At 53.4% G+C, this 21,708-nt stretch carries 20 protein-coding genes, 4 tRNA genes and 1 other annotated feature; of the genes, 21 read left to right on the forward strand and 3 right to left on the reverse strand.

Annotated features, from left to right (window positions below; all coding sequences use genetic code 11):
* Positions 1–12: 12 nt before the first annotated feature.
* Together psd and yjeQ are read right to left on the reverse strand one after the other, a co-directional pair.
* Positions 13–981 (reverse strand): phosphatidylserine decarboxylase, encoded by a 969-nt coding sequence (gene psd, locus SF4318; RefSeq protein NP_710028.1) that lies wholly within the window; start codon positions 979–981, stop codon positions 13–15.
* Positions 982–1,077: 96 nt separating this feature from the next.
* Positions 1,078–2,163, reverse strand: a complete 1,086-nt coding sequence (gene yjeQ, locus SF4320; protein ID NP_710029.3) for a hypothetical protein — start codon at positions 2,161–2,163, stop codon at positions 1,078–1,080.
* On the opposite strand from yjeQ, the gene yjeR reads away from it, so the two are divergent.
* From yjeR to SF4550, 5 genes are all read left to right on the forward strand, one after another.
* Positions 2,156–2,770 (forward strand): hypothetical protein, encoded by a 615-nt coding sequence (yjeR, locus tag SF4319; RefSeq protein NP_710030.4) that lies wholly within the window; start codon positions 2,156–2,158, stop codon positions 2,768–2,770. The genes yjeQ and yjeR overlap by 8 nt on opposite strands.
* A 210-nt stretch (positions 2,771–2,980) precedes the next feature.
* A tRNA-Gly gene (locus SF4547) sits at positions 2,981–3,056 on the forward strand.
* Between the two features lie 157 nt (positions 3,057–3,213).
* Positions 3,214–3,289 (forward strand) — tRNA-Gly (locus SF4548).
* A gap of 35 nt (positions 3,290–3,324) precedes the next feature.
* Positions 3,325–3,400 (forward strand) — tRNA-Gly (locus SF4549).
* A 35-nt stretch (positions 3,401–3,435) separates the two neighbouring features.
* Positions 3,436–3,511 (forward strand) — tRNA-Gly (locus SF4550).
* Positions 3,512–3,780: 269 nt separating this feature from the next.
* Here the strand turns inward: SF4550 and yjeS are convergent.
* Positions 3,781–4,920 (reverse strand): hypothetical protein, encoded by a 1,140-nt coding sequence (gene yjeS / locus SF4322; protein ID NP_710031.2) that lies wholly within the window; start codon positions 4,918–4,920, stop codon positions 3,781–3,783.
* Here yjeS and yjeF point away from each other — a divergent pair.
* The 16 genes from yjeF to insB all read left to right on the forward strand — a co-directional run bounded on the left by yjeF (position 4,919) and on the right by insB (position 21,657).
* A complete protein-coding gene (gene yjeF / locus SF4321) occupies positions 4,919–6,466 on the forward strand; it encodes a carbohydrate kinase (RefSeq protein ID NP_710032.2) in 1,548 nt (515 codons plus the stop codon). The two genes, yjeS and yjeF, sit on opposite strands and share 2 nt — an antisense overlap.
* Positions 6,438–6,899, forward strand: coding sequence for an ADP-binding protein (yjeE, locus tag SF4323; protein NP_710033.1), 462 nt, complete (start codon positions 6,438–6,440; stop codon positions 6,897–6,899). The genes yjeF and yjeE overlap by 29 nt, the downstream gene beginning before the upstream one ends.
* Before the next feature lie 18 nt (positions 6,900–6,917).
* Positions 6,918–8,255, forward strand: coding sequence for an N-acetylmuramoyl-L-alanine amidase (gene amiB / locus SF4324; RefSeq protein ID NP_710034.2), 1,338 nt, complete (start codon positions 6,918–6,920; stop codon positions 8,253–8,255).
* Between the two features lie 9 nt (positions 8,256–8,264).
* Complete coding sequence (gene mutL / locus SF4325; RefSeq protein NP_710035.2) at positions 8,265–10,112, forward strand: DNA mismatch repair protein; 1,848 nt, start codon at positions 8,265–8,267, stop codon at positions 10,110–10,112.
* On the forward strand, positions 10,105–11,055 hold the full coding sequence (gene miaA / locus SF4326) for a tRNA delta(2)-isopentenylpyrophosphate transferase (RefSeq protein NP_710036.1): 951 nt from the start codon (positions 10,105–10,107) through the stop codon (positions 11,053–11,055). Before mutL ends, miaA begins: the two co-directional genes overlap by 8 nt.
* 85 nt (positions 11,056–11,140) lie before the next feature.
* Positions 11,141–11,449, forward strand: a complete 309-nt coding sequence (gene hfq, locus SF4327) for an RNA-binding protein Hfq (RefSeq protein NP_710037.1) — start codon at positions 11,141–11,143, stop codon at positions 11,447–11,449.
* 75 nt (positions 11,450–11,524) lie between these two features.
* Positions 11,525–12,805 (forward strand): GTPase HflX, encoded by a 1,281-nt coding sequence (gene hflX, locus SF4328; RefSeq protein ID NP_710038.1) that lies wholly within the window; start codon positions 11,525–11,527, stop codon positions 12,803–12,805.
* Positions 12,806–12,890: 85 nt separating this feature from the next.
* Positions 12,891–14,150 (forward strand): FtsH protease regulator HflK, encoded by a 1,260-nt coding sequence (hflK, locus tag SF4329; RefSeq protein ID NP_710039.1) that lies wholly within the window; start codon positions 12,891–12,893, stop codon positions 14,148–14,150.
* Positions 14,151–14,152: 2 nt separating this feature from the next.
* A complete protein-coding gene (hflC, locus tag SF4330; protein NP_710040.1) occupies positions 14,153–15,157 on the forward strand; it encodes an FtsH protease regulator HflC in 1,005 nt (334 codons plus the stop codon).
* Between the two features lie 81 nt (positions 15,158–15,238).
* Positions 15,239–15,436, forward strand: coding sequence for a hypothetical protein (yjeT, locus tag SF4331; protein ID NP_710041.1), 198 nt, complete (start codon positions 15,239–15,241; stop codon positions 15,434–15,436).
* Between the two features lie 103 nt (positions 15,437–15,539).
* Positions 15,540–16,838, forward strand: coding sequence for an adenylosuccinate synthetase (purA, locus tag SF4332; protein ID NP_710042.1), 1,299 nt, complete (start codon positions 15,540–15,542; stop codon positions 16,836–16,838).
* 204 nt (positions 16,839–17,042) lie between these two features.
* A complete protein-coding gene (yjeB, locus tag SF4333) occupies positions 17,043–17,468 on the forward strand; it encodes a transcriptional repressor NsrR (RefSeq protein ID NP_710043.1) in 426 nt (141 codons plus the stop codon).
* Positions 17,465–19,948 (forward strand): hypothetical protein, encoded by a 2,484-nt coding sequence (gene vacB / locus SF4334; protein ID NP_710044.3) that lies wholly within the window; start codon positions 17,465–17,467, stop codon positions 19,946–19,948. The genes yjeB and vacB overlap by 4 nt, the downstream gene beginning before the upstream one ends.
* A 179-nt stretch (positions 19,949–20,127) precedes the next feature.
* A complete protein-coding gene (yjfH, locus tag SF4335) occupies positions 20,128–20,859 on the forward strand; it encodes a 23S rRNA (guanosine(2251)-2'-O)-methyltransferase RlmB (RefSeq protein NP_710045.1) in 732 nt (243 codons plus the stop codon).
* Positions 20,860–20,904: 45 nt separating this feature from the next.
* Positions 20,905–21,672: a mobile genetic element, on the forward strand.
* Positions 20,960–21,235, forward strand: coding sequence for an insertion element IS1 protein InsA (gene insA, locus SF4336; RefSeq protein NP_710046.1), 276 nt, complete (start codon positions 20,960–20,962; stop codon positions 21,233–21,235). Its footprint overlaps the feature before it by 276 nt.
* The gene (gene insB / locus SF4337) at positions 21,262–21,657 is read left to right on the forward strand and encodes an insertion element IS1 protein InsB (RefSeq protein NP_710047.1); all 396 of its coding nucleotides are present in this window, start codon (positions 21,262–21,264) and stop codon (positions 21,655–21,657) included. It lies within the feature at positions 20,905–21,672.
* Positions 21,673–21,708: the final 36 nt, after the last annotated feature.

The raw sequence follows: 21,708 nt of genomic DNA on the forward strand, positions 1-21,708 counted from the left end.
TCCTTTGATGGATTAGACCTGGTCTTTTTTATCGTCAACCAATGGGCTGGCGTCGTGTTCTGCTTCGATCTCTTCAGCAGGAAGTGGGGCGGGTTCAGCGTCTGGCGTAACAAAGGTTTCGGTAGATACTGCCAGCGGCTGGCCAATTTTCGTGACAGACAGGCTTTCCAGTTGCTCAACCAGATTCACTTTACCCGGTGCAAACAGGTTGATAACGGTGGAACCGAGTTTAAAGCGACCCATTTCCTGGCCTTTCAGCAGTGCCACAGAACCGTCGTTTTCCCCGGCAGGCCAGGTCCAGCGCTTGATGATACCTTCGCGCGGCGGCGTAATGGTGCCCGCCCAGACCGTCTCAATGCTGCCAACAATCGTCGCTCCGACCAGAATCTGCGCCATTGGGCCAAATTCGGTATCGAAAAGGCAAATCACGCGTTCGTTACGGGCAAACAGATTTGGCACGTTCTGAGCGGTGAGATGGTTAACGGAAAAGAGATCGCCCGGCACGTAGATCATCTCACGCAGAATACCGTTGCACGGCATGTGTACGCGATGGTAGTCACGCGGGGAGAGGTAAGTGGTCACAAACGTACCGTTGCGGAACAGGTCCGCCATCAGATAGTTGCCTGCCAGCAGGGCTTCGAGGCTGTAGTTGTGGCCTTTGGCTTGCAGGATTTTATCTTCTTCGATTTTACCCAACTGGCTGATAACGCCATCGGCAGGCATGACCAGTACATTCGGATCGGTATCGATTGGGCGTACTTCGTCACGCAGCGGACGGACAAAGAATTCGTTAAAGGTGCGGTAGCTGGCGGTGTCCGGCTTTTGCGCCTCTTTCATGTCGACCTTGTAGTATTTAACGAACAGATCGATAACCAGTTTTGTCAGCCATCCTGCCCGCTTGCTTGCGCCCCAACCCGCCAGGCGAGTAAGCCATAGTTTCGGCAGAATGTACTGTAGCGAAAGTTTAAATGAATTTAACAAGGTAGCCTCCAGGCCATTGTTTTGTCGTTCCTGATCCGGCCAACATGCCGGATCCTGAAAAAAAGGGGACGATTCTAACGACGGTTAGCTTAATTGTCAGTCATCCGTATCAGAAAAGTTTTTACGCGTTTTTACCTGCGCCATGCTTTCCAGAATACGGTGATAGTTTTCGAAACGGGTTTCCGCGATTTTCCCTTCCTCAACCGCTTCCCGGATAGCGCAGCCCGGATCGGTATCGTGTTTGCAATCGCGATATTTACACAGACCTAAATAGTCATGGAATTCGACAAAGCCCTGAGTGATTTGTTCCGGCTCCAGGTGCCAGAGGCCGAACTCACGCACACCAGGGGAATCAATCACATCACCGCCGTGCGGGAAGTGATACAGCCGAGCGGCGGTCGTGGTGTGCTGACCGAGCCCCGAGTTGTCAGAGACATCGTTGGTCAGGATCTCTTTTTGCAGCCCCAGCAACGCGTTCAGCAGGCTGGATTTACCGACGCCAGACTGCCCGGCAAAAATGCTGATGCGCCCGGTCAACGCCTCTGCCAGCGGTTTCAGCCCATCCTGAGTATGGCTGGAAACCATCAATACGCGATAACCGATGTTGCGGTAGATATCCATCTGCTCGTTGACGAACGCCATGCCTTCGTCGTCCAGCAGGTCTATCTTGTTGAGCACGATAATCGGCTCAATCTGCAAGGTTTCGCAGGCCACCAGGTAACGGTCGATAATATTGAGCGACAGCTCCGGCAAAATGGCGGAGACAATGACAATCTGGTCGATGTTGGCGGCTATGGGTTTCACGCCGTCGTAGAAATCCGGACGCGTTAACACCGAGGTGCGCTCATGCACCGCTTCCACGATCCCTTTGACATTTACGCCTTCCGCCGCCGGTTTACCCGGACGCCAGACTACGCGGTCGCCGGTTACCAGCGAACGGATGGTACGGCGAATATTGCAGCGGTGAACGTCGCCATCGGCGGATTCCACATCAGCGTGCATACCAAAGCGGCTGATGACGATACCTTCATCAGGCTCGCCAAACAGATTGTCGTCGTAGTCGGGCTTCTCCTTAGACGTTTTAAGACGACGCTGGTGATTGGCGTTCACGCGGCGCTGCTGGCCTTTGGAGAGTTTATTTTTACTCAATCGTACTGACTCCTGGTCGCCCCTGATGGGCAAAACATCTATGATACACGCAATTGTGGATCAATATAGTCACTGTGAATGGGTGGAAAATAGCATGAGTGCCAATGAAAACAACCTGATTTGGATCGATCTTGAGATGACCGGTCTGGATCCCGAGCGCGATCGCATTATTGAGATTGCCACGCTGGTGACCGATGCCAATCTGAATATTCTGGCAGAAGGGCCGACCATTGCAGTACATCAGTCCGATGAACAGCTGGCGCTGATGGATGACTGGAACGTGCGCACCCATACCGCCAGCGGGCTGGTAGAGCGCGTGAAAGCGAGCACGATGGGCGATCGGGAAGCTGAACTGGCAACGCTCGAATTCTTAAAACAGTGGGTGCCTGCGGGAAAATCGCCGATTTGCGGTAACAGCATCGGACAGGACCGTCGTTTCCTGTTTAAATACATGCCGGAGCTGGAAGTCTACTTCCACTACCGTTATCTCGATGTCAGCACCCTGAAAGAGCTGGCGCGCCGCTGGAAGCCGGAAATTCTGGATGGTTTTACCAAGCAGGGGACGCATCAGGCGATGGATGATATCCGTGAATCGGTGGCGGAGCTGGCTTACTACCGCGAGCATTTTATCAAGCTGTAAAATTTTTCCTGGTCACGTAAGCGCCGGAATCCACTTGCGACGGCGTGATTTTGACGCTAAATCGAACGTCTTGCTGATAATTTCAGCACTTGAGATAAAAACGCAAAAAAAACTTTTTTGGGGGGTTGCAGAGGGAAAGATTTCTCGTATAATGCGCCTCCCGTAACGACGCAGAAATGCGAAAATTACGAAAGCAAAATTAAGTAGTACGCGGGAATAGCTCAGTTGGTAGAGCACGACCTTGCCAAGGTCGGGGTCGCGAGTTCGAGTCTCGTTTCCCGCTCCAAAATTTGAAAAGTGCTGCAAAGCACAGACCACCCAATCGCAGTATTTCGAATTGCGACAAGGCGGCAACTGAACGAATCCTTGGGAACTTACAAAAGTATGTGACTAAGGTGAGTGAAGGCAGCCAAGGCAGTAGCGGTTCGAAAGACGAAGATTAAGCGGGAATAGCTCAGTTGGTAGAGCACGACCTTGCCAAGGTCGGGGTCGCGAGTTCGAGTCTCGTTTCCCGCTCCAAAATTTAAAAGTGCTGTAAGGCATAGACCACCCAAGCGGGAATAGCTCAGTTGGTAGAGCACGACCTTGCCAAGGTCGGGGTCGCGAGTTCGAGTCTCGTTTCCCGCTCCAAAATTTGAAAGTGCTGTAAGGCACAGACCACCCAAGCGGGAATAGCTCAGTTGGTAGAGCACGACCTTGCCAAGGTCGGGGTCGCGAGTTCGAGTCTCGTTTCCCGCTCCAAATTCTTCTCTCAATAAAATATCTACAGCGACGCGATGCGTTATTGCTGGTTTTTGTTGTCTCTGACAAACTCTTGTAAACAGAGTTATCCACAGCCTCAGGCTGTAATCTTAATTTCAAAGAAACTTCGCACGGTGAATGGTATTTTTTTAACCTATTGATAAATAAGTTAAAAATCAAGATTCCGTTTTGTCGAGTCGATCACTTGACGATTTTATTCGTCTTGAATTGCAATGCGTTTTTATTTTTATTCACAAGCTGTGGATGAATCAGGCGTCACGCGGTAACCCTTTTTCAATCACCCGAACCAGACGCTGTTTTTTCGGCAATTGCACTTCGACTATGCACGCATTTCGTCTCTCTATTTGCTGCGCAATCGCCCACGCTATGTGCTCATCGAGAAGTGGGTGCTCACCTTTACGACTTTCCAGCGCTGTCAAAATCGTTTCATCCCAAGGGGCATTGCCTAATGCCACGGCGATATTACGCAGCCAGCGCAGGTGACCTATACGGCGAATCGCCGATCCTTCCGTGACTTTTAAAAACTTCTCTTCGCTCCAGGCAAATAACTCAATGAGTTCCGGTGCGTGTAGCGGCTTACGCGGGCTGAAATCGTCTTCTGTAGTGAGTTGCGAATAGCGATTCCACGGGCAGATAAGCTGGCAGTCATCGCAACCGTAAATACGGTTTCCCATTAACGGTCGCAACTCTTCCGGGAGCGCCCCTTCAAGTTCGATGGTGAGATAAGAGATACAGCGGCGAGCATCGACGGTATATGGCTCGACGATGGCACCGGTCGGGCAAATCGTCATACAGGCCACGCATTTGCCGCATCCTTCCTCGACTGGTTGATCCACGGGCAGCGGAATATCGACCAGCAATTCGCCTAAAAAGAAGAACGAACCGGCCTCGCGATTGAGGATAAGTGAGTGCTTACCTGTCCAGCCGAGCCCAGCTTTTTCAGCTAACGGGCGCTCGAGAATAGGCGCAGAATCGACAAACGGTCTAAAATTCAGCGAAACACAATGTTGCTGAATCATCTCGCCCAGCTTTTTGAGTCGGTTGCGCAGAAGTTTGTGATAGTCACGGCCCAGCGCATAACGGCTAACATAGCCGAGTTTGGGGTTTTTCAGCGTGCTGGCAAATGCGGCGTTAGCAGGAAGGTAATTCATCCGCACGCTGATTACACGCAGCGTACCGGGTAATAACTCATGGGGGCGAGCGCGCAGCATACCGTGACGTGCCATCCAGTCCATTTCGCCGTGGTATTGTTTGTCCAGCCATGCTTGCAGTTTGGGCTCGGACTCGCTGAGATCGGTATCGGTAATACCTACCTGCTGAAAGCCCAGTTCCAGCCCCCACTGTTTAATTTTTTGCGCTAACTGATTGAGATCGAGGGGCTCTGACATGACGGACCATACAATGAAGAAAAACCCCGTAAGTATACCACACACCGTCTGGTACGCCGACGATATCCGCCGCGGAGAACGCGAGGCGGCAGATGTGCTGGGGCTCACACTCTATGAGCTGATGCTTCGCGCTGGCGAGGCCGCATTCCAGGTGTGTCGTTCGGCGTATCCTGACGCCCGCCACTGGCTGGTGCTGTGCGGTCATGGTAATAACGGCGGCGATGGCTACGTGGTCGCGCGACTGGCCAAAGCGGTCGGCATTGAGGTCACGTTGTTGGCCCAGGAGAGCGACAAACCGTTGCCGGAAGAGGCCGCGCTGGCACGCGAAGCATGGTTAAACGCGGGTGGCGAGATCCATGCTTCGAATATTGTCTGGCCCGAATCGGTAGATCTGATTGTTGATGCGCTGCTCGGTACCGGCTTGCAGCAAGCGCCCCGCGAATCCATTAGCCAGTTAATCGACCACGCTAATTCCCATCCTGCGCCGATTGTGGCGGTTGATATCCCTTCCGGCCTGCTGGCTGAAACCGGCGCTACGCCAGGCGCAGTGATCAACGCCGATCACACCATCACTTTTATTGCGCTGAAACTAGGCTTGCTCACTGGAAAAGCGCGGGATGTTACAGGACAACTGCATTTTGACTCACTGGGGCTGGATAGCTGGCTGGCAGGTCAGGAGACGAAAATTCAGCGGTTTTCGGCAGAACAACTTTCTCACTGGCTGAAACCGCGTCGCCCGACTTCGCATAAAGGCGATCACGGGCGGCTGGTGATTATCGGTGGCGATCACGGCACGGCGGGGGCTATTCGTATGACGGGGGAAGCGGCGCTACGTGCTGGTGCTGGTTTAGTCCGAGTACTGACCCGCAGTGAGAACATTGCGCCGCTGCTGACTGCACGACCAGAATTGATGGTGCATGAACTGACTATGGACTCTCTTACCGAAAGCCTGGAATGGGCCGATGTGGTGGTGATTGGTCCCGGTCTGGGCCAGCAAGAGTGGGGGAAAAAAGCCCTGCAAAAAGTTGAGAATTTTCGCAAACCGATGTTGTGGGATGCCGATGCATTGAACCTGCTGGCAATCAATCCCGATAAGCGTCACAATCGCGTGATCACGCCGCATCCTAGCGAGGCCGCACGGTTGTTAGGCTGTTCCGTCGCTGAAATTGAAAGTGACCGCTTACATTGCGCCAAACGTCTGGTACAACGTTATGGCGGCGTAGCGGTGCTGAAAGGTGCCGGAACCGTGGTCGCCGCCCATCCTGACGCTTTAGGCATTATTGATGCCGGAAATGCAGGCATGGCGAGCGGCGGCATGGGCGATGTGCTCTCTGGTATTATTGGCGCATTGCTTGGGCAAAAACTGTCGCCGTATGATGCAGCCTGTGCAGGCTGTGTCGCGCACGGTGCGGCAGCTGACGTACTGGCGGCGCGTTTTGGAACGCGCGGGATGCTGGCAACCGATCTCTTTTCCACGCTACAGCGTATTGTTAACCCGGAAGTGACTGATAAAAACCATGATGAATCGAGTAATTCCGCTCCCTGATGAGCAGGCAACATTAGACCTGGGCGAGCGGGTAGCGAAAGCCTGCGATGGCGCAACCGTAATCTATCTGTATGGCGATTTAGGCGCAGGTAAAACCACCTTTAGCCGGGGCTTTTTACAGGCTCTGGGTCATCAGGGTAATGTCAAAAGCCCCACTTATACGCTGGTCGAACCCTATACGCTCGACAACTTAATGGTCTATCACTTTGATTTGTACCGCCTTGCCGATCCCGAGGAGCTGGAGTTTATGGGGATCCGCGATTATTTTGCCAACGATGCCATCTGCCTGGTGGAGTGGCCACAACAAGGTACAGGTGTTCTTCCTGACCCGGATGTCGAAATACACATTGATTATCAGGCACAAGGCCGTGAGGCGCGCGTGAGTGCGGTTTCCTCTGCGGGTGAATTGTTGCTGGCGCGTTTAGCCGGTTAACCTTTGAAAGGTGGCGGGATGATGTATCGCATCAGAAATTGGTTGGTAGCGACGCTGCTGCTGCTGTGCACGCCGGTGGGTGCCGCGACGCTCTCTGATATTCAGGTTTCTAACGGTAATCAACAGGCGCGGATAACGTTGAGTTTTATTGGCGATCCTGATTATGCGTTTAGCCATCAAAGCAAACGCACCGTGGCGCTCGATATCAAACAAACGGGCATGATTCAGGGACTGCCGTTGTTGTTCAGCGGCAATAATCTGGTGAAGGCGATTCGCTCTGGAACGCCTAAAGATGCACAAACGCTACGGCTGGTGGTCGATCTTACCGAAAACGGTAAAACCGAAGCGGTGAAGCGGCAGAATGGCAGCAATTACACTGTCGTCTTTACGATTAACGCCGATGTGCCGCCACCGCCTCCTCCGCCGCCCGTGGTTGCGAAACGCGTTGAAACGCCTGCGGTTGTCGCACCGCGCGTCAGCGAACCGGCGCGCAATCCGTTTAAAACGGAAAGTAACCGCACTACGGGTGTTATCAGCAGTAATACGGTAACGCGTCCGGCAGCGCGCGCGACGGCTAACACTGGCGATAAAATTATCATCGCTATTGATGCCGGACACGGCGGTCAGGACCCTGGCGCTATCGGCCCCGGTGGTACGCGGGAGAAAAATGTCACCATCGCCATCGCGCGTAAATTGCGTACTTTGCTCAATGACGATCCGATGTTTAAAGGCGTTTTAACCCGTGACGGGGATTACTTTATCTCGGTGATGGGGCGCAGTGATGTGGCACATAAGCAAAACGCCAATTTCCTCGTGTCGATTCACGCTGATGCCGCACCGAACCGTAGTGCGACTGGCGCTTCCGTATGGGTGCTCTCTAACCGTCGCGCCAACAGTGAAATGGCCAGCTGGCTGGAGCAGCACGAGAAACTGTCGGAGCTGCTGGGTGGGGCGGGTGATGTGCTGGCGAACAGTCAGTCTGACCCCTATTTAAGCCAGGCGGTGCTGGATTTACAGTTCGGTCATTCCCAGCGGGTAGGGTATGATGTAGCGACCAGTATGATCAGTCAGTTGCAACGCATTGGCGAAATACATAAACGTCGACCAGAACACGCCAGCCTTGGCGTTCTGCGCTCGCCGGATATCCCATCAGTACTGGTCGAAACCGGTTTTATCAGCAACAACAGCGAAGAACGTTTGCTGGCGAGCGACGATTACCAACAACAGCTGGCAGAAGCCATTTACAAAGGCCTGCGCAATTACTTCCTTGCGCATCCGATGCAATCTGCGCCGCAGGGTGCAACGGCACAAACTGCCAGTACGGTGACGACGCCAGATCGCACGCTGCCAAACTAAGGACGATTGATGCCAATTCAGGTCTTACCGCCACAACTGGCGAACCAGATTGCCGCAGGTGAGGTGGTCGAGCGACCTGCGTCGGTAGTCAAAGAACTAGTGGAAAACAGCCTCGATGCAGGTGCGACGCGTATCGATATTGATATCGAACGCGGTGGGGCGAAACTTATCCGCATTCGTGATAACGGCTGCGGTATCAAAAAAGATGAGCTGGCGCTGGCGCTGGCTCGTCATGCCACCAGTAAAATCGCCTCTCTGGACGATCTCGAAGCCATTATCAGCCTGGGCTTTCGCGGTGAGGCGCTGGCGAGTATCAGTTCGGTTTCCCGCCTGACGCTCACTTCACGCACCGCAGAACAGCAGGAAGCCTGGCAGGCCTATGCCGAAGGACGCGACATGGACGTGACGGTTAAACCGGCAGCGCATCCGGTGGGAACGACGCTGGAGGTGCTGGATCTGTTCTACAACACCCCGGCGCGGCGCAAATTCCTGCGCACCGAGAAAACCGAATTTAGCCATATTGATGAAATCATCCGCCGCATTGCGCTGGCGCGTTTCGACGTCACGATCAACCTGTCGCATAACGGTAAAATTGTGCGTCAGTACCGCGCAGTGCCGGAAGGCGGGCAAAAAGAACGGCGCTTAGGCGCGATTTGCGGCACCGCTTTTCTCGAACAAGCGCTGGCGATTGAATGGCAACACGGCGATCTCACCCTGCGCGGCTGGGTGGCCGATCCAAATCACACTACGCCCGCACTGGCGGAAATTCAGTATTGCTACGTGAATGGTCGCATGATGCGCGATCGCCTGATCAATCATGCGATCCGCCAGGCCTGCGAAGACAAACTGGGGGCCGATCAGCAACCGGCATTTGTGTTGTATCTGGAGATCGACCCGCATCAGGTGGACGTCAACGTACACCCCGCCAAACACGAAGTGCGTTTCCATCAGTCGCGTCTGGTGCATGATTTTATCTATCAGGGCGTGCTGAGCGTGCTACAACAGCAACTGGAAACGCCGCTACCGCTGGACGATGAACCACAACCCGCACCGCGTGCCATCCCGGAAAACCGCGTGGCGGCGGGGCGCAATCACTTTGCAGAACCGGCAGCTCGTGAGCCGGTAGCTCCGCGCTACTCTCCTGCGCCCGCCTCAGGCAGTCGTCCGGCTGCCCCCTGGCCGAATGCGCAGCCAGGCTACCAGAAACAGCAAGGTGAAGTGTATCGCCAGCTTTTGCAAACGCCCGCGCCGATGCAAAAACCAAAAGCGCCGGAACCGCAGGAACCTGCACTTGCGGCGAACAGTCAGAGTTTTGGTCGGGTACTGACTATCGTCCATTCCGACTGTGCGTTGCTGGAGCGCGATGGCAACATTTCACTTTTATCCTTGCCAGTGGCAGAACGTTGGCTGCGTCAGGCACAATTGACGCCGGGTGAAGCGCCCGTTTGCGCCCAGCCGCTGCTGATTCCGTTGCGGCTAAAAGTTTCTGGCGAAGAAAAATCGGCATTAGAAAAAGCGCAGTCTGCCCTAGCGGAATTGGGTATTGATTTCCAGTCAGATGCACAGCATGTGACCATCAGGGCCGTGCCTTTACCCTTACGCCAACAAAATTTACAAATCTTGATTCCTGAACTGATAGGCTACCTGGCGAAGCAGTCCGTATTCGAACCTGGCAATATTGCGCAGTGGATTGCACGAAATCTGATGAGCGAACATGCGCAGTGGTCAATGGCACAGGCCATAACCCTGCTGGCGGACGTGGAACGGTTATGTCCGCAACTTGTGAAAACGCCGCCGGGTGGTCTGTTACAATCTGTTGATTTACATCCGGCGATAAAAGCCCTGAAAGATGAGTGATATCAGTAAGGCGAGCCTGCCTAAGGCGATTTTTTTGATGGGGCCGACGGCCTCCGGTAAAACGGCGTTAGCCATTGAGCTGCGTAAAATTTTACCAGTAGAGTTGATAAGCGTTGATTCTGTCCTTATTTACAAAGGGATGGATATCGGGACGGCGAAGCCGAACGCTGAAGAGTTACTCGCCGCGCCGCACCGATTGCTGGATATTCGCGATCCGTCGCAGGCTTACTCGGCTGCTGATTTTCGCCGCGATGCGCTGGCGGAAATGGCCGATATCACCGCGGCGGGGCGGATCCCACTGTTAGTGGGCGGTACGATGTTGTATTTCAAGGCATTGCTGGAAGGGTTGTCGCCGCTACCGTCGGCAGACCCGGAAGTGCGGGCCAGAATTGAGCAACAGGCGGCAGAGCAAGGTTGGGAGTCATTGCATCGTCAACTTCAGGAGGTAGATCCGGTTGCGGCAGCAAGGATTCATCCAAATGATCCACAAAGGCTTTCCCGGGCACTGGAAGTTTTTTTCATTTCGGGTAAAACTTTAACGGAACTGACGCAAACGTCAGGAGACGCTCTACCGTATCAGGTGCATCAGTTCGCCATCGCCCCGGCGAGCCGTGAACTGCTCCATCAACGCATTGAGCAGCGTTTTCATCAGATGTTGGCTTCAGGTTTTGAAGCAGAAGTCCGGGCGCTTTTTGCCCGAGGAGATTTGCATACGGACTTGCCTTCCATTCGTTGCGTGGGTTATCGCCAGATGTGGTCTTACCTTGAAGGCGAAATCTCATACGATGAAATGGTTTATCGAGGTGTTTGCGCCACGAGACAGTTGGCGAAGCGGCAGATAACCTGGCTGCGTGGTTGGGAAGGGGTTCACTGGCTTGACAGTGAAAAACCAGAACAGGCGCGTGACGAAGTATTACAGGTTGTTGGTGCTATCGCAGGCTGAATGTGTACAATTGAGACGTATCGTGCGCAATTTTTTCAGAATCGAAAGGTTCAAAGTACAAATAAGCATATAAGGAAAAGAGAGAATGGCTAAGGGGCAATCTTTACAAGATCCGTTCCTGAACGCACTGCGTCGGGAACGTGTTCCAGTTTCTATTTATTTGGTGAATGGTATTAAGCTGCAAGGGCAAATCGAGTCTTTTGATCAGTTCGTGATCCTGTTGAAAAACACGGTCAGCCAGATGGTTTACAAGCACGCGATTTCTACTGTTGTCCCATCTCGCCCGGTTTCTCATCACAGTAACAACGCCGGTGGCGGTACCAGCAGTAACTACCATCATGGTAGCAGCGCGCAGAATACTTCCGCGCAACAGGACAGCGAAGAAACCGAATAAGGTTTCGGGCTGTTTTTTTACACGGGGAGCCAGCGATCCTGCGTTCCCCGCTGATCTATTTAGAGGGTTATACGCTTGTTTGACCGTTATGATGCTGGTGAGCAGGCGGTACTGGTACACATCTATTTTACGCAAGACAAAGATATGGAAGACCTCCAGGAGTTTGAATCTCTGGTCTCTTCCGCCGGTGTCGAAGCATTGCAGGTGATTACCGGTAGCCGTAAAGCGCCGCACCCAAAGTATTTTGTAGGTGAAGGTAAAGCAGTTGAAATTGCGGAAGCTGTCAAAGCGATGGGTGCTTCGGTCGTTCTTTTTGACCATGCCCTGAGCCCGGCGCAAGAGCGTAACCTGGAGCGTTTGTGCGAGTGTCGTGTTATCGACCGCACCGGCCTTATTTTAGATATTTTCGCCCAACGTGCGCGTACCCATGAGGGTAAGTTGCAGGTTGAGCTGGCGCAGCTGCGCCATCTGGCTACGCGCCTGGTGCGTGGCTGGACCCACCTTGAAAGACAGAAAGGCGGGATAGGTTTGCGTGGTCCGGGTGAAACCCAGCTCGAAACCGACCGTCGTTTGTTGCGTAATCGCATCGTGCAGATACAGTCGCGCCTGGAAAGAGTTGAAAAGCAGCGTGAGCAGGGGCGGCAATCGCGTATCAAAGCCGACGTTCCTACTGTTTCGCTGGTGGGATATACCAACGCCGGTAAATCTACCCTTTTCAATCGCATCACCGAAGCGCGGGTCTACGCGGCAGACCAGTTGTTTGCCACCCTCGACCCGACGTTGCGGCGTATTGACGTTGCAGATGTCGGTGAAACCGTACTTGCAGATACCGTAGGGTTTATTCGCCACCTGCCGCACGATCTGGTGGCGGCATTTAAAGCCACGTTACAAGAGACGCGGCAAGCCACATTACTGCTGCACGTCATTGATGCGGCGGATGTGCGTGTACAAGAAAACATCGAAGCGGTGAATACGGTTCTTGAAGAGATCGACGCTCACGAGATCCCAACCCTGCTGGTGATGAACAAGATCGATATGCTGGAAGATTTCGAACCGCGTATTGATCGGGACGAAGAGAACAAACCGATCCGTGTCTGGCTTTCCGCACAGACCGGAGCGGGGATACCACAGCTTTTTCAGGCTTTGACGGAGCGGCTTTCCGGCGAGGTGGCGCAGCATACATTGCGTCTGCCACCGCAGGAAGGGCGTCTGAGGAGTCGTTTTTATCAGCTTCAGGCAATAGAAAAAGAGTGGATGGAGGAGGACGGCAGCGTAAGTCTGCAAGTTCGTATGCCGATCGTTGACTGGCGTCGCCTCTGTAAACAAGAACCGGCGTTGATCGATTACCTGATCTAACGGCGTAGCGTCTGAAGCGTGGAGTCATATCCTCTGGCGTCGAAAGACAACAGGGATCACCGCATAACAAATATGGAGCACAAACATGGCGTGGAATCAGCCCGGTAATAACGGACAAGACCGCGACCCGTGGGGAAGCAGCAAACCTGGCGGCAACTCTGAGGGAAATGGAAACAAAGGCGGTCGCGATCAAGGGCCACCTGATTTAGATGATATCTTCCGCAAACTGAGCAAAAAGCTCGGTGGTCTGGGCGGCGGTAAAGGCACCGGATCTGGCGGTGGCAGTTCATCGCAAGGCCCGCGCCCGCAGCTTGGCGGTCGTGTCGTTACCATCGCAGCGGCAGCGATTGTCATTATCTGGGCGGCCAGTGGTTTCTATACCATTAAAGAAGCCGAACGCGGCGTGGTAACACGCTTTGGTAAATTCAGCCATCTGGTTGAGCCGGGTCTGAACTGGAAACCGACGTTTATCGACGAAGTCAAACCGGTGAACGTGGAAGCCGTGCGTGAACTGGCCGCTTCTGGTGTGATGCTGACGTCGGACGAGAACGTAGTGCGCGTTGAGATGAACGTGCAGTACCGCGTCACCAATCCGGAAAAATATCTGTATAGCGTGACCAGCCCGGATGACAGCCTGCGTCAGGCTACCGACAGCGCCCTGCGTGGAGTTATCGGTAAATACACCATGGACCGCATTCTGACGGAAGGTCGTACCGTGATTCGTAGCGATACTCAGCGCGAACTGGAAGAGACGATTCGTCCGTATGACATGGGTATCACGCTGCTGGACGTCAACTTCCAGGCTGCTCGTCCGCCGGAAGAAGTAAAAGCGGCGTTTGACGATGCGATTGCCGCGCGTGAAAACGAACAGCAATACATTCGTGAAGCAGAAGCGTATTCCAACGAAGTTCAGCCGCGTGCGAACGGTCAGGCGCAACGTATCCTCGAAGAGGCGCGTGCGTACAAGGCCCAGACCATCCTGGAAGCTCAGGGTGAAGTGGCGCGCTTTGCTAAACTTCTGCCGGAATATAAAGCCGCGCCGGAAATTACTCGCGAGCGTCTGTATATCGAGACGATGGAAAAAGTGTTGGGTAACACCCGCAAAGTGCTGGTTAACGATAAAGGTGGCAACCTGATGGTTCTGCCGTTAGACCAGATGCTGAAAGGTGGTAACGCCCCTGCGGCGAAGAGCGATAACGGTGCCAGCAATCTGCTGCGTCTGCCGCCAGCCTCTTCCTCCACAACCAGTGGAGCAAGCAACACGTCGTCCACCAGTCAGGGCGATATTATGGACCAACGCCGCGCCAACGCGCAGCGTAACGACTACCAGCGTCAGGGGGAATAACGATGCGTAAGTCAGTTATCGCGATTATCATCATCGTGCTGGTAGTGCTTTACATGTCTGTCTTTGTCGTCAAAGAAGGTGAGCGCGGTATTACGCTGCGTTTTGGTAAGGTACTGCGTGACGATGACAACAAACCTTTGGTTTATGAGCCTGGTCTGCATTTCAAGATACCGTTCATTGAAACGGTGAAAATGCTCGACGCACGTATTCAGACCATGGACAACCAGGCCGACCGCTTTGTGACCAAAGAGAAGAAAGACCTGATCGTCGACTCTTACATCAAATGGCGCATCAGCGATTTCAGCCGTTACTACCTGGCAACGGGTGGTGGCGACATTTCGCAAGCGGAAGTGCTGTTGAAACGTAAGTTCTCTGACCGTCTGCGTTCTGAAATTGGTCGCCTGGACGTGAAAGATATCGTCACCGATTCCCGTGGTCGTCTGACCCTCGAAGTACGTGACGCGCTGAACTCCGGTTCTGCGGGTACAGAAGATGAAGTTACTACCCCGGCAGCAGATAACGCCATTGCCGAAGCGGCAGAGCGCGTAACGGCTGAGACGAAGGGCAAAGTTCCGGTCATCAACCCGAACAGTATGGCGGCGCTGGGTATTGAAGTTGTCGATGTGCGTATCAAGCAGATCAACCTGCCGACCGAAGTGTCTGAAGCGATCTACAACCGTATGCGCGCCGAGCGTGAAGCGGTAGCGCGTCGTCACCGTTCACAAGGTCAGGAAGAAGCGGAAAAACTGCGCGCGACTGCCGACTATGAAGTGACCAGAACGCTGGCAGAAGCTGAGCGTCAGGGCCGCATTATGCGTGGTGAAGGCGATGCCGAAGCAGCCAAACTGTTTGCTGATGCATTCAGTAAAGATCCGGACTTCTACGCATTCATCCGTAGCCTGCGTGCTTATGAGAACAGCTTCTCTGGCAATCAGGACGTGATGGTCATGAGCCCGGATAGCGATTTCTTCCGCTACATGAAGACGCCGACTTCCGCAACGCGTTAATATAACGACTGCGGTACAGGTCAATAAAGCCACCGCATCCTCAGGGATGTCGGTGGTTTTCTTTTTCTATAAGGATAATGAATGAATTCGACAATCTGGCTGGCGCTTGCCCTGGTTTTGGTACTGGAAGGTTTAGGGCCGATGCTTTACCCGAAGGCATGGAAGAAGATGATCTCTGCGATGACCAATTTGCCCGATAATATTTTACGTCGTTTTGGCGGTGGACTTGTGGTTGCGGGCGTTGTGGTCTACTACATGTTGAGGAAAACGATTGGCTGAACAAAAAACAGACTGATCGAGGTCATTTTTGAGTGCAAAAAGTGCTGTAACTCTGAAAAAGCGATGGTAGAATCCATTTTTAAGCAAACGGTGATTTTGAAAAATGGGTAACAACGTCGTCGTACTGGGCACCCAATGGGGTGACGAAGGTAAAGGTAAGATCGTCGATCTTCTGACTGAACGGGCTAAATATGTTGTACGCTACCAGGGCGGTCACAACGCAGGCCATACTCTCGTAATCAACGGTGAAAAAACCGTTCTCCATCTTATTCCATCAGGTATTCTCCGCGAGAATGTAACCAGCATCATCGGTAACGGTGTTGTGCTGTCTCCGGCCGCGCTGATGAAAGAGATGAAAGAACTGGAAGACCGTGGCATCCCCGTTCGTGAGCGTCTGCTGCTGTCTGAAGCATGTCCGCTGATCCTTGATTATCACGTTGCTCTGGATAACGCGCGTGAGAAAGCGCGTGGCGCGAAAGCGATCGGCACCACCGGTCGTGGTATCGGGCCTGCTTATGAAGATAAAGTGGCACGTCGCGGTCTGCGTGTTGGCGACCTTTTCGACAAAGAAACCTTCGCTGAAAAACTGAAAGAAGTGATGGAATATCACAACTTCCAGTTGGTTAACTACTACAAAGCTGAAGCGGTTGATTACCAGAAAGTTCTGGATGATACGATGGCTGTTGCCGACATCCTGACTTCTATGGTGGTTGACGTTTCTGACCTGCTCGACCAGGCGCGTCAGCGTGGCGATTTCGTCATGTTCGAAGGTGCGCAGGGTACGCTGCTGGATATCGACCACGGTACTTATCCGTACGTAACTTCTTCCAACACCACTGCTGGTGGCGTGGCGACCGGTTCCGGCCTGGGCCCGCGTTATGTTGATTACGTTCTGGGTATCCTCAAAGCTTACTCAACTCGTGTAGGTGCAGGTCCTTTCCCGGCCGAACTGTTTGATGAAACTGGCGAGTTCCTCTGCAAGCAGGGTAACGAATTCGGTGCAACTACGGGTCGTCGTCGTCGTACCGGCTGGCTGGACACCGTTGCCGTTCGTCGTGCGGTACAGCTGAACTCCCTGTCTGGCTTCTGCCTGACTAAACTGGACGTTCTGGATGGCCTGAAAGAGGTTAAACTCTGCGTGGCTTACCGTATGCCGGATGGTCGCGAAGTGACTACCACTCCGCTGGCAGCTGACGACTGGAAAGGTGTAGAGCCGATTTACGAAACCATGCCGGGCTGGTCTGAATCCACTTTCGGCGTGAAAGATCGTAGCGGCCTGCCGCAGGCGGCGCTGAACTACATCAAGCGTATTGAAGAGCTGACCGGTGTGCCGATCGATATCATCTCTACCGGTCCGGATCGTACTGAAACCATGATTCTGCGCGACCCGTTCGACGCGTAATTCTGGTACGCCTGGCAGATATTTTGCCTGCCGGGCTAACAGTGTGATACATTGCTGTGTCGGTTAAGCCATTACGCTATCCGACACAGTGTTAAATCCTCGCTTTTTTCCTTCCCCGAACTGAAATAAATTAGCGACACAGCTTGTGGCTGGTTTATCATCAATATAAATGTATTTTTTCCCGATTTCCCTTTTGAGGTTGATGTGCAGTTAACGAGTTTCACTGATTACGGATTACGTGCGCTGATCTACATGGCGTCATTGCCAGAAGGGCGGATGACCAGTATTTCTGAAGTGACTGACGTCTACGGCGTCTCCCGTAATCATATGGTCAAAATAATCAATCAACTTAGTCGTGCCGGCTACGTGACTGCTGTTCGTGGAAAAAATGGCGGCATTCGCCTGGGTAAACCGGCGAGTGCGATACGTATTGGTGATGTGGTGCGCGAGCTGGAGCCCTTATCGCTGGTGAATTGCAGCAGTGAGTTTTGCCACATTACACCTGCCTGTCGGTTGAAACAGGCGCTTTCTAAGGCCGTGCAAAGTTTTCTTACGGAACTGGATAACTACACGCTTGCCGATTTGGTTGAAGAGAATCAACCGCTTTATAAATTATTGCTGGTGGAGTGACGAAAATCTTCATCAGAGATGACAACGGAGGAACCGAGATGTCACAAGATCCTTTCCAGGAACGCGAAGCTGAAAAATACGCGAATCCCATCCCTAGTCGGGAATTTATCCTCGAACATTTAACCAAACGTGAAAAACCGGCCAGCCGTGATGAGCTGGCGGTAGAACTGCACATTGAAGGCGAAGAGCAGCTTGAAGGCCTGCGTCGCCGCCTGCGCGCGATGGAGCGCGATGGTCAACTGGTCTTCACTCGTCGTCAGTGCTATGCGCTGCCGGAACGCCTCGACCTGGTGAAAGGTACCGTTATTGGTCACCGTGATGGCTACGGCTTTCTGCGGGTTGAAGGGCGTAAAGATGATTTGTATCTCTCCAGCGAGCAGATGAAAACCTGCATTCATGGCGATCAGGTGCTGGCGCAGCCGCTGGGTGCTGACCGTAAAGGTCGTCGTGAAGCGCGTATTGTCCGCGTACTGGTGCCAAAAACCAGCCAGATTGTTGGTCGCTACTTTACCGAAGCGGGCGTCGGCTTTGTGGTTCCTGACGATAGCCGTCTGAGCTTCGATATCTTAATCCCGCCCGATCAGATCATGGGCGCGCGGATGGGCTTTGTGGTCGTAGTCGAACTGACTCAGCGTCCGACTCGCCGCACCAAAGCGGTGGGTAAAATCGTCGAAGTGCTGGGCGACAATATGGGCACCGGCATGGCGGTTGATATCGCTCTGCGTACCCATGAAATTCCGTATATCTGGCCGCAGGCTGTTGAGCAACAGGTTGCGGGGCTGAAAGAAGAAGTGCCGGAAGAAGCAAAAGCGGGCCGTGTCGATTTGCGCGATTTACCGCTGGTCACCATTGATGGCGAAGACGCCCGTGACTTTGACGATGCAGTTTACTGCGAGAAAAAACGCGGCGGCGGCTGGCGTTTATGGGTCGCGATTGCCGACGTCAGCTACTATGTGCGTCCGCCAACGCCGCTGGACAGAGAAGCGCGTAACCGTGGCACGTCGGTGTACTTCCCTTCGCAGGTTATCCCGATGCTGCCGGAAGTGCTCTCTAACGGCCTGTGTTCGCTCAACCCGCAGGTAGACCGCCTGTGTATGGTGTGCGAGATGACGGTTTCGTCGAAAGGCCGCCTGACGGGCTACAAATTCTACGAAGCGGTGATGAGCTCTCACGCGCGTCTGACCTACACCAAAGTCTGGCATATTCTGCAGGGCGATCAGGATCTGCGCGAGCAGTACGCCCCGCTGGTTAAGCATCTCGAAGAGTTGCATAACCTCTATAAAGTGCTGGATAAAGCCCGTGAAGAACGCGGTGGGATCTCATTTGAGAGCGAAGAAGCGAAGTTCATTTTCAACGCTGAACGCCGTATTGAACGTATCGAACAGACCCAGCGTAACGACGCGCACAAATTAATTGAAGAGTGCATGATTCTGGCGAATATCTCGGCGGCGCGTTTCGTTGAGAAAGCGAAAGAACCGGCACTGTTCCGTATTCACGACAAGCCGAGCACCGAAGCGATTACCTCTTTCCGTTCAGTGCTGGCGGAGCTGGGGCTGGAGCTGCCGGGTGGTAACAAGCCGGAACCGCGTGACTACGCGGAACTGCTGGAGTCGGTTGCCGACCGTCCTGATGCAGAAATGCTGCAAACCATGCTGCTACGCTCGATGAAACAGGCGATTTACGATCCAGAAAACCGTGGTCACTTCGGTCTGGCATTGCAGTCCTATGCGCACTTTACTTCGCCGATTCGTCGTTATCCTGACCTGACGCTGCACCGCGCCATTAAATATCTGCTGGCGAAAGAGCAGGGGCATCAGGGCAACACCACTGAAACCGGCGGCTACCATTATTCGATGGAAGAGATGTTGCAACTGGGTCAGCACTGTTCGATGGCGGAACGTCGTGCCGACGAAGCAACGCGCGATGTCGCTGACTGGCTGAAGTGTGACTTCATGCTCGACCAGGTAGGTAACGTCTTTAAAGGCGTAATTTCCAGCGTCACTGGCTTTGGCTTCTTCGTCCGTCTGGACGACTTGTTCATTGATGGTCTGGTCCATGTCTCTTCGCTGGACAATGACTACTATCGCTTTGACCAGGTAGGGCAACGCCTGATGGGGGAATCCAGCGGCCAGACTTATCGCCTGGGCGATCGCGTGGAAGTTCGCGTCGAAGCGGTTAATATGGACGAGCGCAAAATCGACTTTAGTCTGATCTCCAGTGAACGCGCACCGCGCAACGTCGGTAAAACGGCGCGCGAGAAAGCGAAAAAAGGCGATGCAGGCAAAAAAGGCGGCAAGCGTTGTCAGGTCGGTAAAAAGGTAAACTTTGAGCCAGACAGCGCCTTCCGCGGTGAGAAAAAAACGAAGCCGAAAGCGGCGAAGAAAGACGCGAGAAAAGCGAAAAAGCCATCGGCGAAAACGCAGAAAATAGCCGCAGCGACCAAAGCGAAGCGTGCGGCGAAGAAAAAAGTGGCAGAGTGATCAATACCCTCTTTAAAAGAAGAGGGTTAGATTGCTGACAAAATGCGCTTTGTTCATGCCGGATGCGGCGTGAACGCCTTATCCGGCCTACATAATCACGCAAATTCAATATATTGCAGAGATCATGTAGGCCGGATAAACGTAGTGCATCAGGCAAAACGTAAACAACGAGTACATTAATGAGCGAAATGATTTACGGCATCCACGCAGTGCAGGCCCTGCTGGAGCGCGCCCCTGAACGTTTTCAGGAAGTCTTTATTTTAAAAGGCCGTGAAGATAAACGTCTGTTACCGCTGATTCACGCCCTTGAGTCTCAGGGCGTGGTTATCCAGTTGGCAAACCGCCAATATCTCGACGAGAAAAGCGACGGTGCCGTGCATCAGGGCATTATCGCCCGCGTGAAGCCAGGACGTCAGTATCAGGAAAACGATCTGCCGGATCTGATCGCTTCGCTCGATCAACCGTTCCTGCTGATCCTCGACGGCGTAACCGATCCGCACAACCTCGGCGCGTGCCTGCGTAGTGCGGACGCCGCAGGCGTTCATGCGGTGATTGTGCCGAAAGATCGCTCCGCACAGCTCAACGCTACGGCGAAAAAAGTAGCCTGCGGCGCGGCAGAAAGCGTTCCGCTGATTCGGGTGACTAACCTTGCGCGCACCATGCGTATGTTGCAGGAAGAGAATATCTGGATCGTCGGTACGGCAGGCGAGGCGGATCATACACTCTATCAGAGCAAAATGACCGGACGCCTGGCGCTGGTGATGGGCGCGGAAGGTGAAGGTATGCGTCGCCTGACCCGTGAACATTGCGATGAGTTGATCAGCATCCCAATGGCAGGAAGTGTTTCTTCCCTGAACGTTTCGGTTGCAACCGGAATTTGCTTATTTGAAGCGGTTCGTCAGCGCAGCTAGTTCCTCTGAATTATGAAAAGCCATCCAGATTTGGATGGTTTTTTTGGTAATGCTGCCAACTTACTGATTTAGTGTATGATGGTGATTTTAAGGTGCTTGCGTGGCTTCCATTTCCATCAGATGTCCTTCCTGCTCCGCTACTGAAGGCGTGGTGCGTAACGGCAAAAGCACTGCCGGACATCAGCGCTATCTCTGCTCTCATTGCCGTAAAACATGGCAACTACAGTTCACTTACATCGCCTCTCAGCCCGGTACGCACCAGAAAATCATTGATATGGCCATGAATGGCGTCGGATGTCGCGCCAGTGCACGCATTATGGGCGTTGGCCTCAACACGGTTTTACGTCACTTAAAAAACTCAGGCCGCAGTCGGTAACCTCGCGCATACAACCGGGCAGTGATGTGATTGTCTGCGCTGAAATGGACGAACATTGGGGCTACGTCGGTGCTAAATCACGTCAGCGCTGGCTGTTTTACGCGTATGACAGGATACGGAGGACGGTTGTGGCGCACGTCTTCGGTGAACGCACTCTGGCCACACTGGAGCGTCTTCTGAGCCTGCTGTCGGCCTTTGAGGTCGTGGTATGGATGACGGATGGCTGGCCGCTGTATGAATCACGCCTGAAGGGAAAGCTGCACGTTATCAGCAAGCGTTACACTCAGCGCATTGAGCGACATAATCTGAATCTGAGACAACATCTGGCAAGGCTGGTACGGAAGTCACTGTCGTTCTCAAAATCGGTGGAGCTGCATGACAAGGTCATCGGGCATTATCTGAACATAAAACACTATCAGTAAGTTGGAGTCATTACCTACATTGTTAGGTTACGTTATCCCATTATCCAGTGC

It is taken from the genome of Shigella flexneri 2a str. 301, assembly GCF_000006925.2.
Lineage (GTDB): Bacteria > Pseudomonadota > Gammaproteobacteria > Enterobacterales > Enterobacteriaceae > ECMA0423.

Bases quoted from the DNA above. Each gene is read 5' to 3' on its own strand.
- yjeR (NP_710030.4), top strand. From the start codon at position 2,156: ATGGGCAAAACATCTATGATACACGCAATTGTGGATCAATATAGTCAC.
- yjeF (NP_710032.2), top strand. From the start codon at position 4,919: ATGACGGACCATACAATGAAGAAAAACCCCGTAAGTATACCACACACC.
- yjeS (NP_710031.2), bottom strand. From the start codon at position 4,920: ATGTCAGAGCCCCTCGATCTCAATCAGTTAGCGCAAAAAATTAAACAG.
- yjeE (NP_710033.1), top strand. From the start codon at position 6,438: ATGATGAATCGAGTAATTCCGCTCCCTGATGAGCAGGCAACATTAGAC.
- amiB (NP_710034.2), top strand. From the start codon at position 6,918: ATGATGTATCGCATCAGAAATTGGTTGGTAGCGACGCTGCTGCTGCTG.
- mutL (NP_710035.2), top strand. From the start codon at position 8,265: ATGCCAATTCAGGTCTTACCGCCACAACTGGCGAACCAGATTGCCGCA.
- miaA (NP_710036.1), top strand. From the start codon at position 10,105: ATGAGTGATATCAGTAAGGCGAGCCTGCCTAAGGCGATTTTTTTGATG.
- hfq (NP_710037.1), top strand. From the start codon at position 11,141: ATGGCTAAGGGGCAATCTTTACAAGATCCGTTCCTGAACGCACTGCGT.
- hflK (NP_710039.1), top strand. From the start codon at position 12,891: ATGGCGTGGAATCAGCCCGGTAATAACGGACAAGACCGCGACCCGTGG.
- hflC (NP_710040.1), top strand. From the start codon at position 14,153: ATGCGTAAGTCAGTTATCGCGATTATCATCATCGTGCTGGTAGTGCTT.
- yjeT (NP_710041.1), top strand. From the start codon at position 15,239: ATGAATTCGACAATCTGGCTGGCGCTTGCCCTGGTTTTGGTACTGGAA.
- purA (NP_710042.1), top strand. From the start codon at position 15,540: ATGGGTAACAACGTCGTCGTACTGGGCACCCAATGGGGTGACGAAGGT.
- yjfH (NP_710045.1), top strand. From the start codon at position 20,128: ATGAGCGAAATGATTTACGGCATCCACGCAGTGCAGGCCCTGCTGGAG.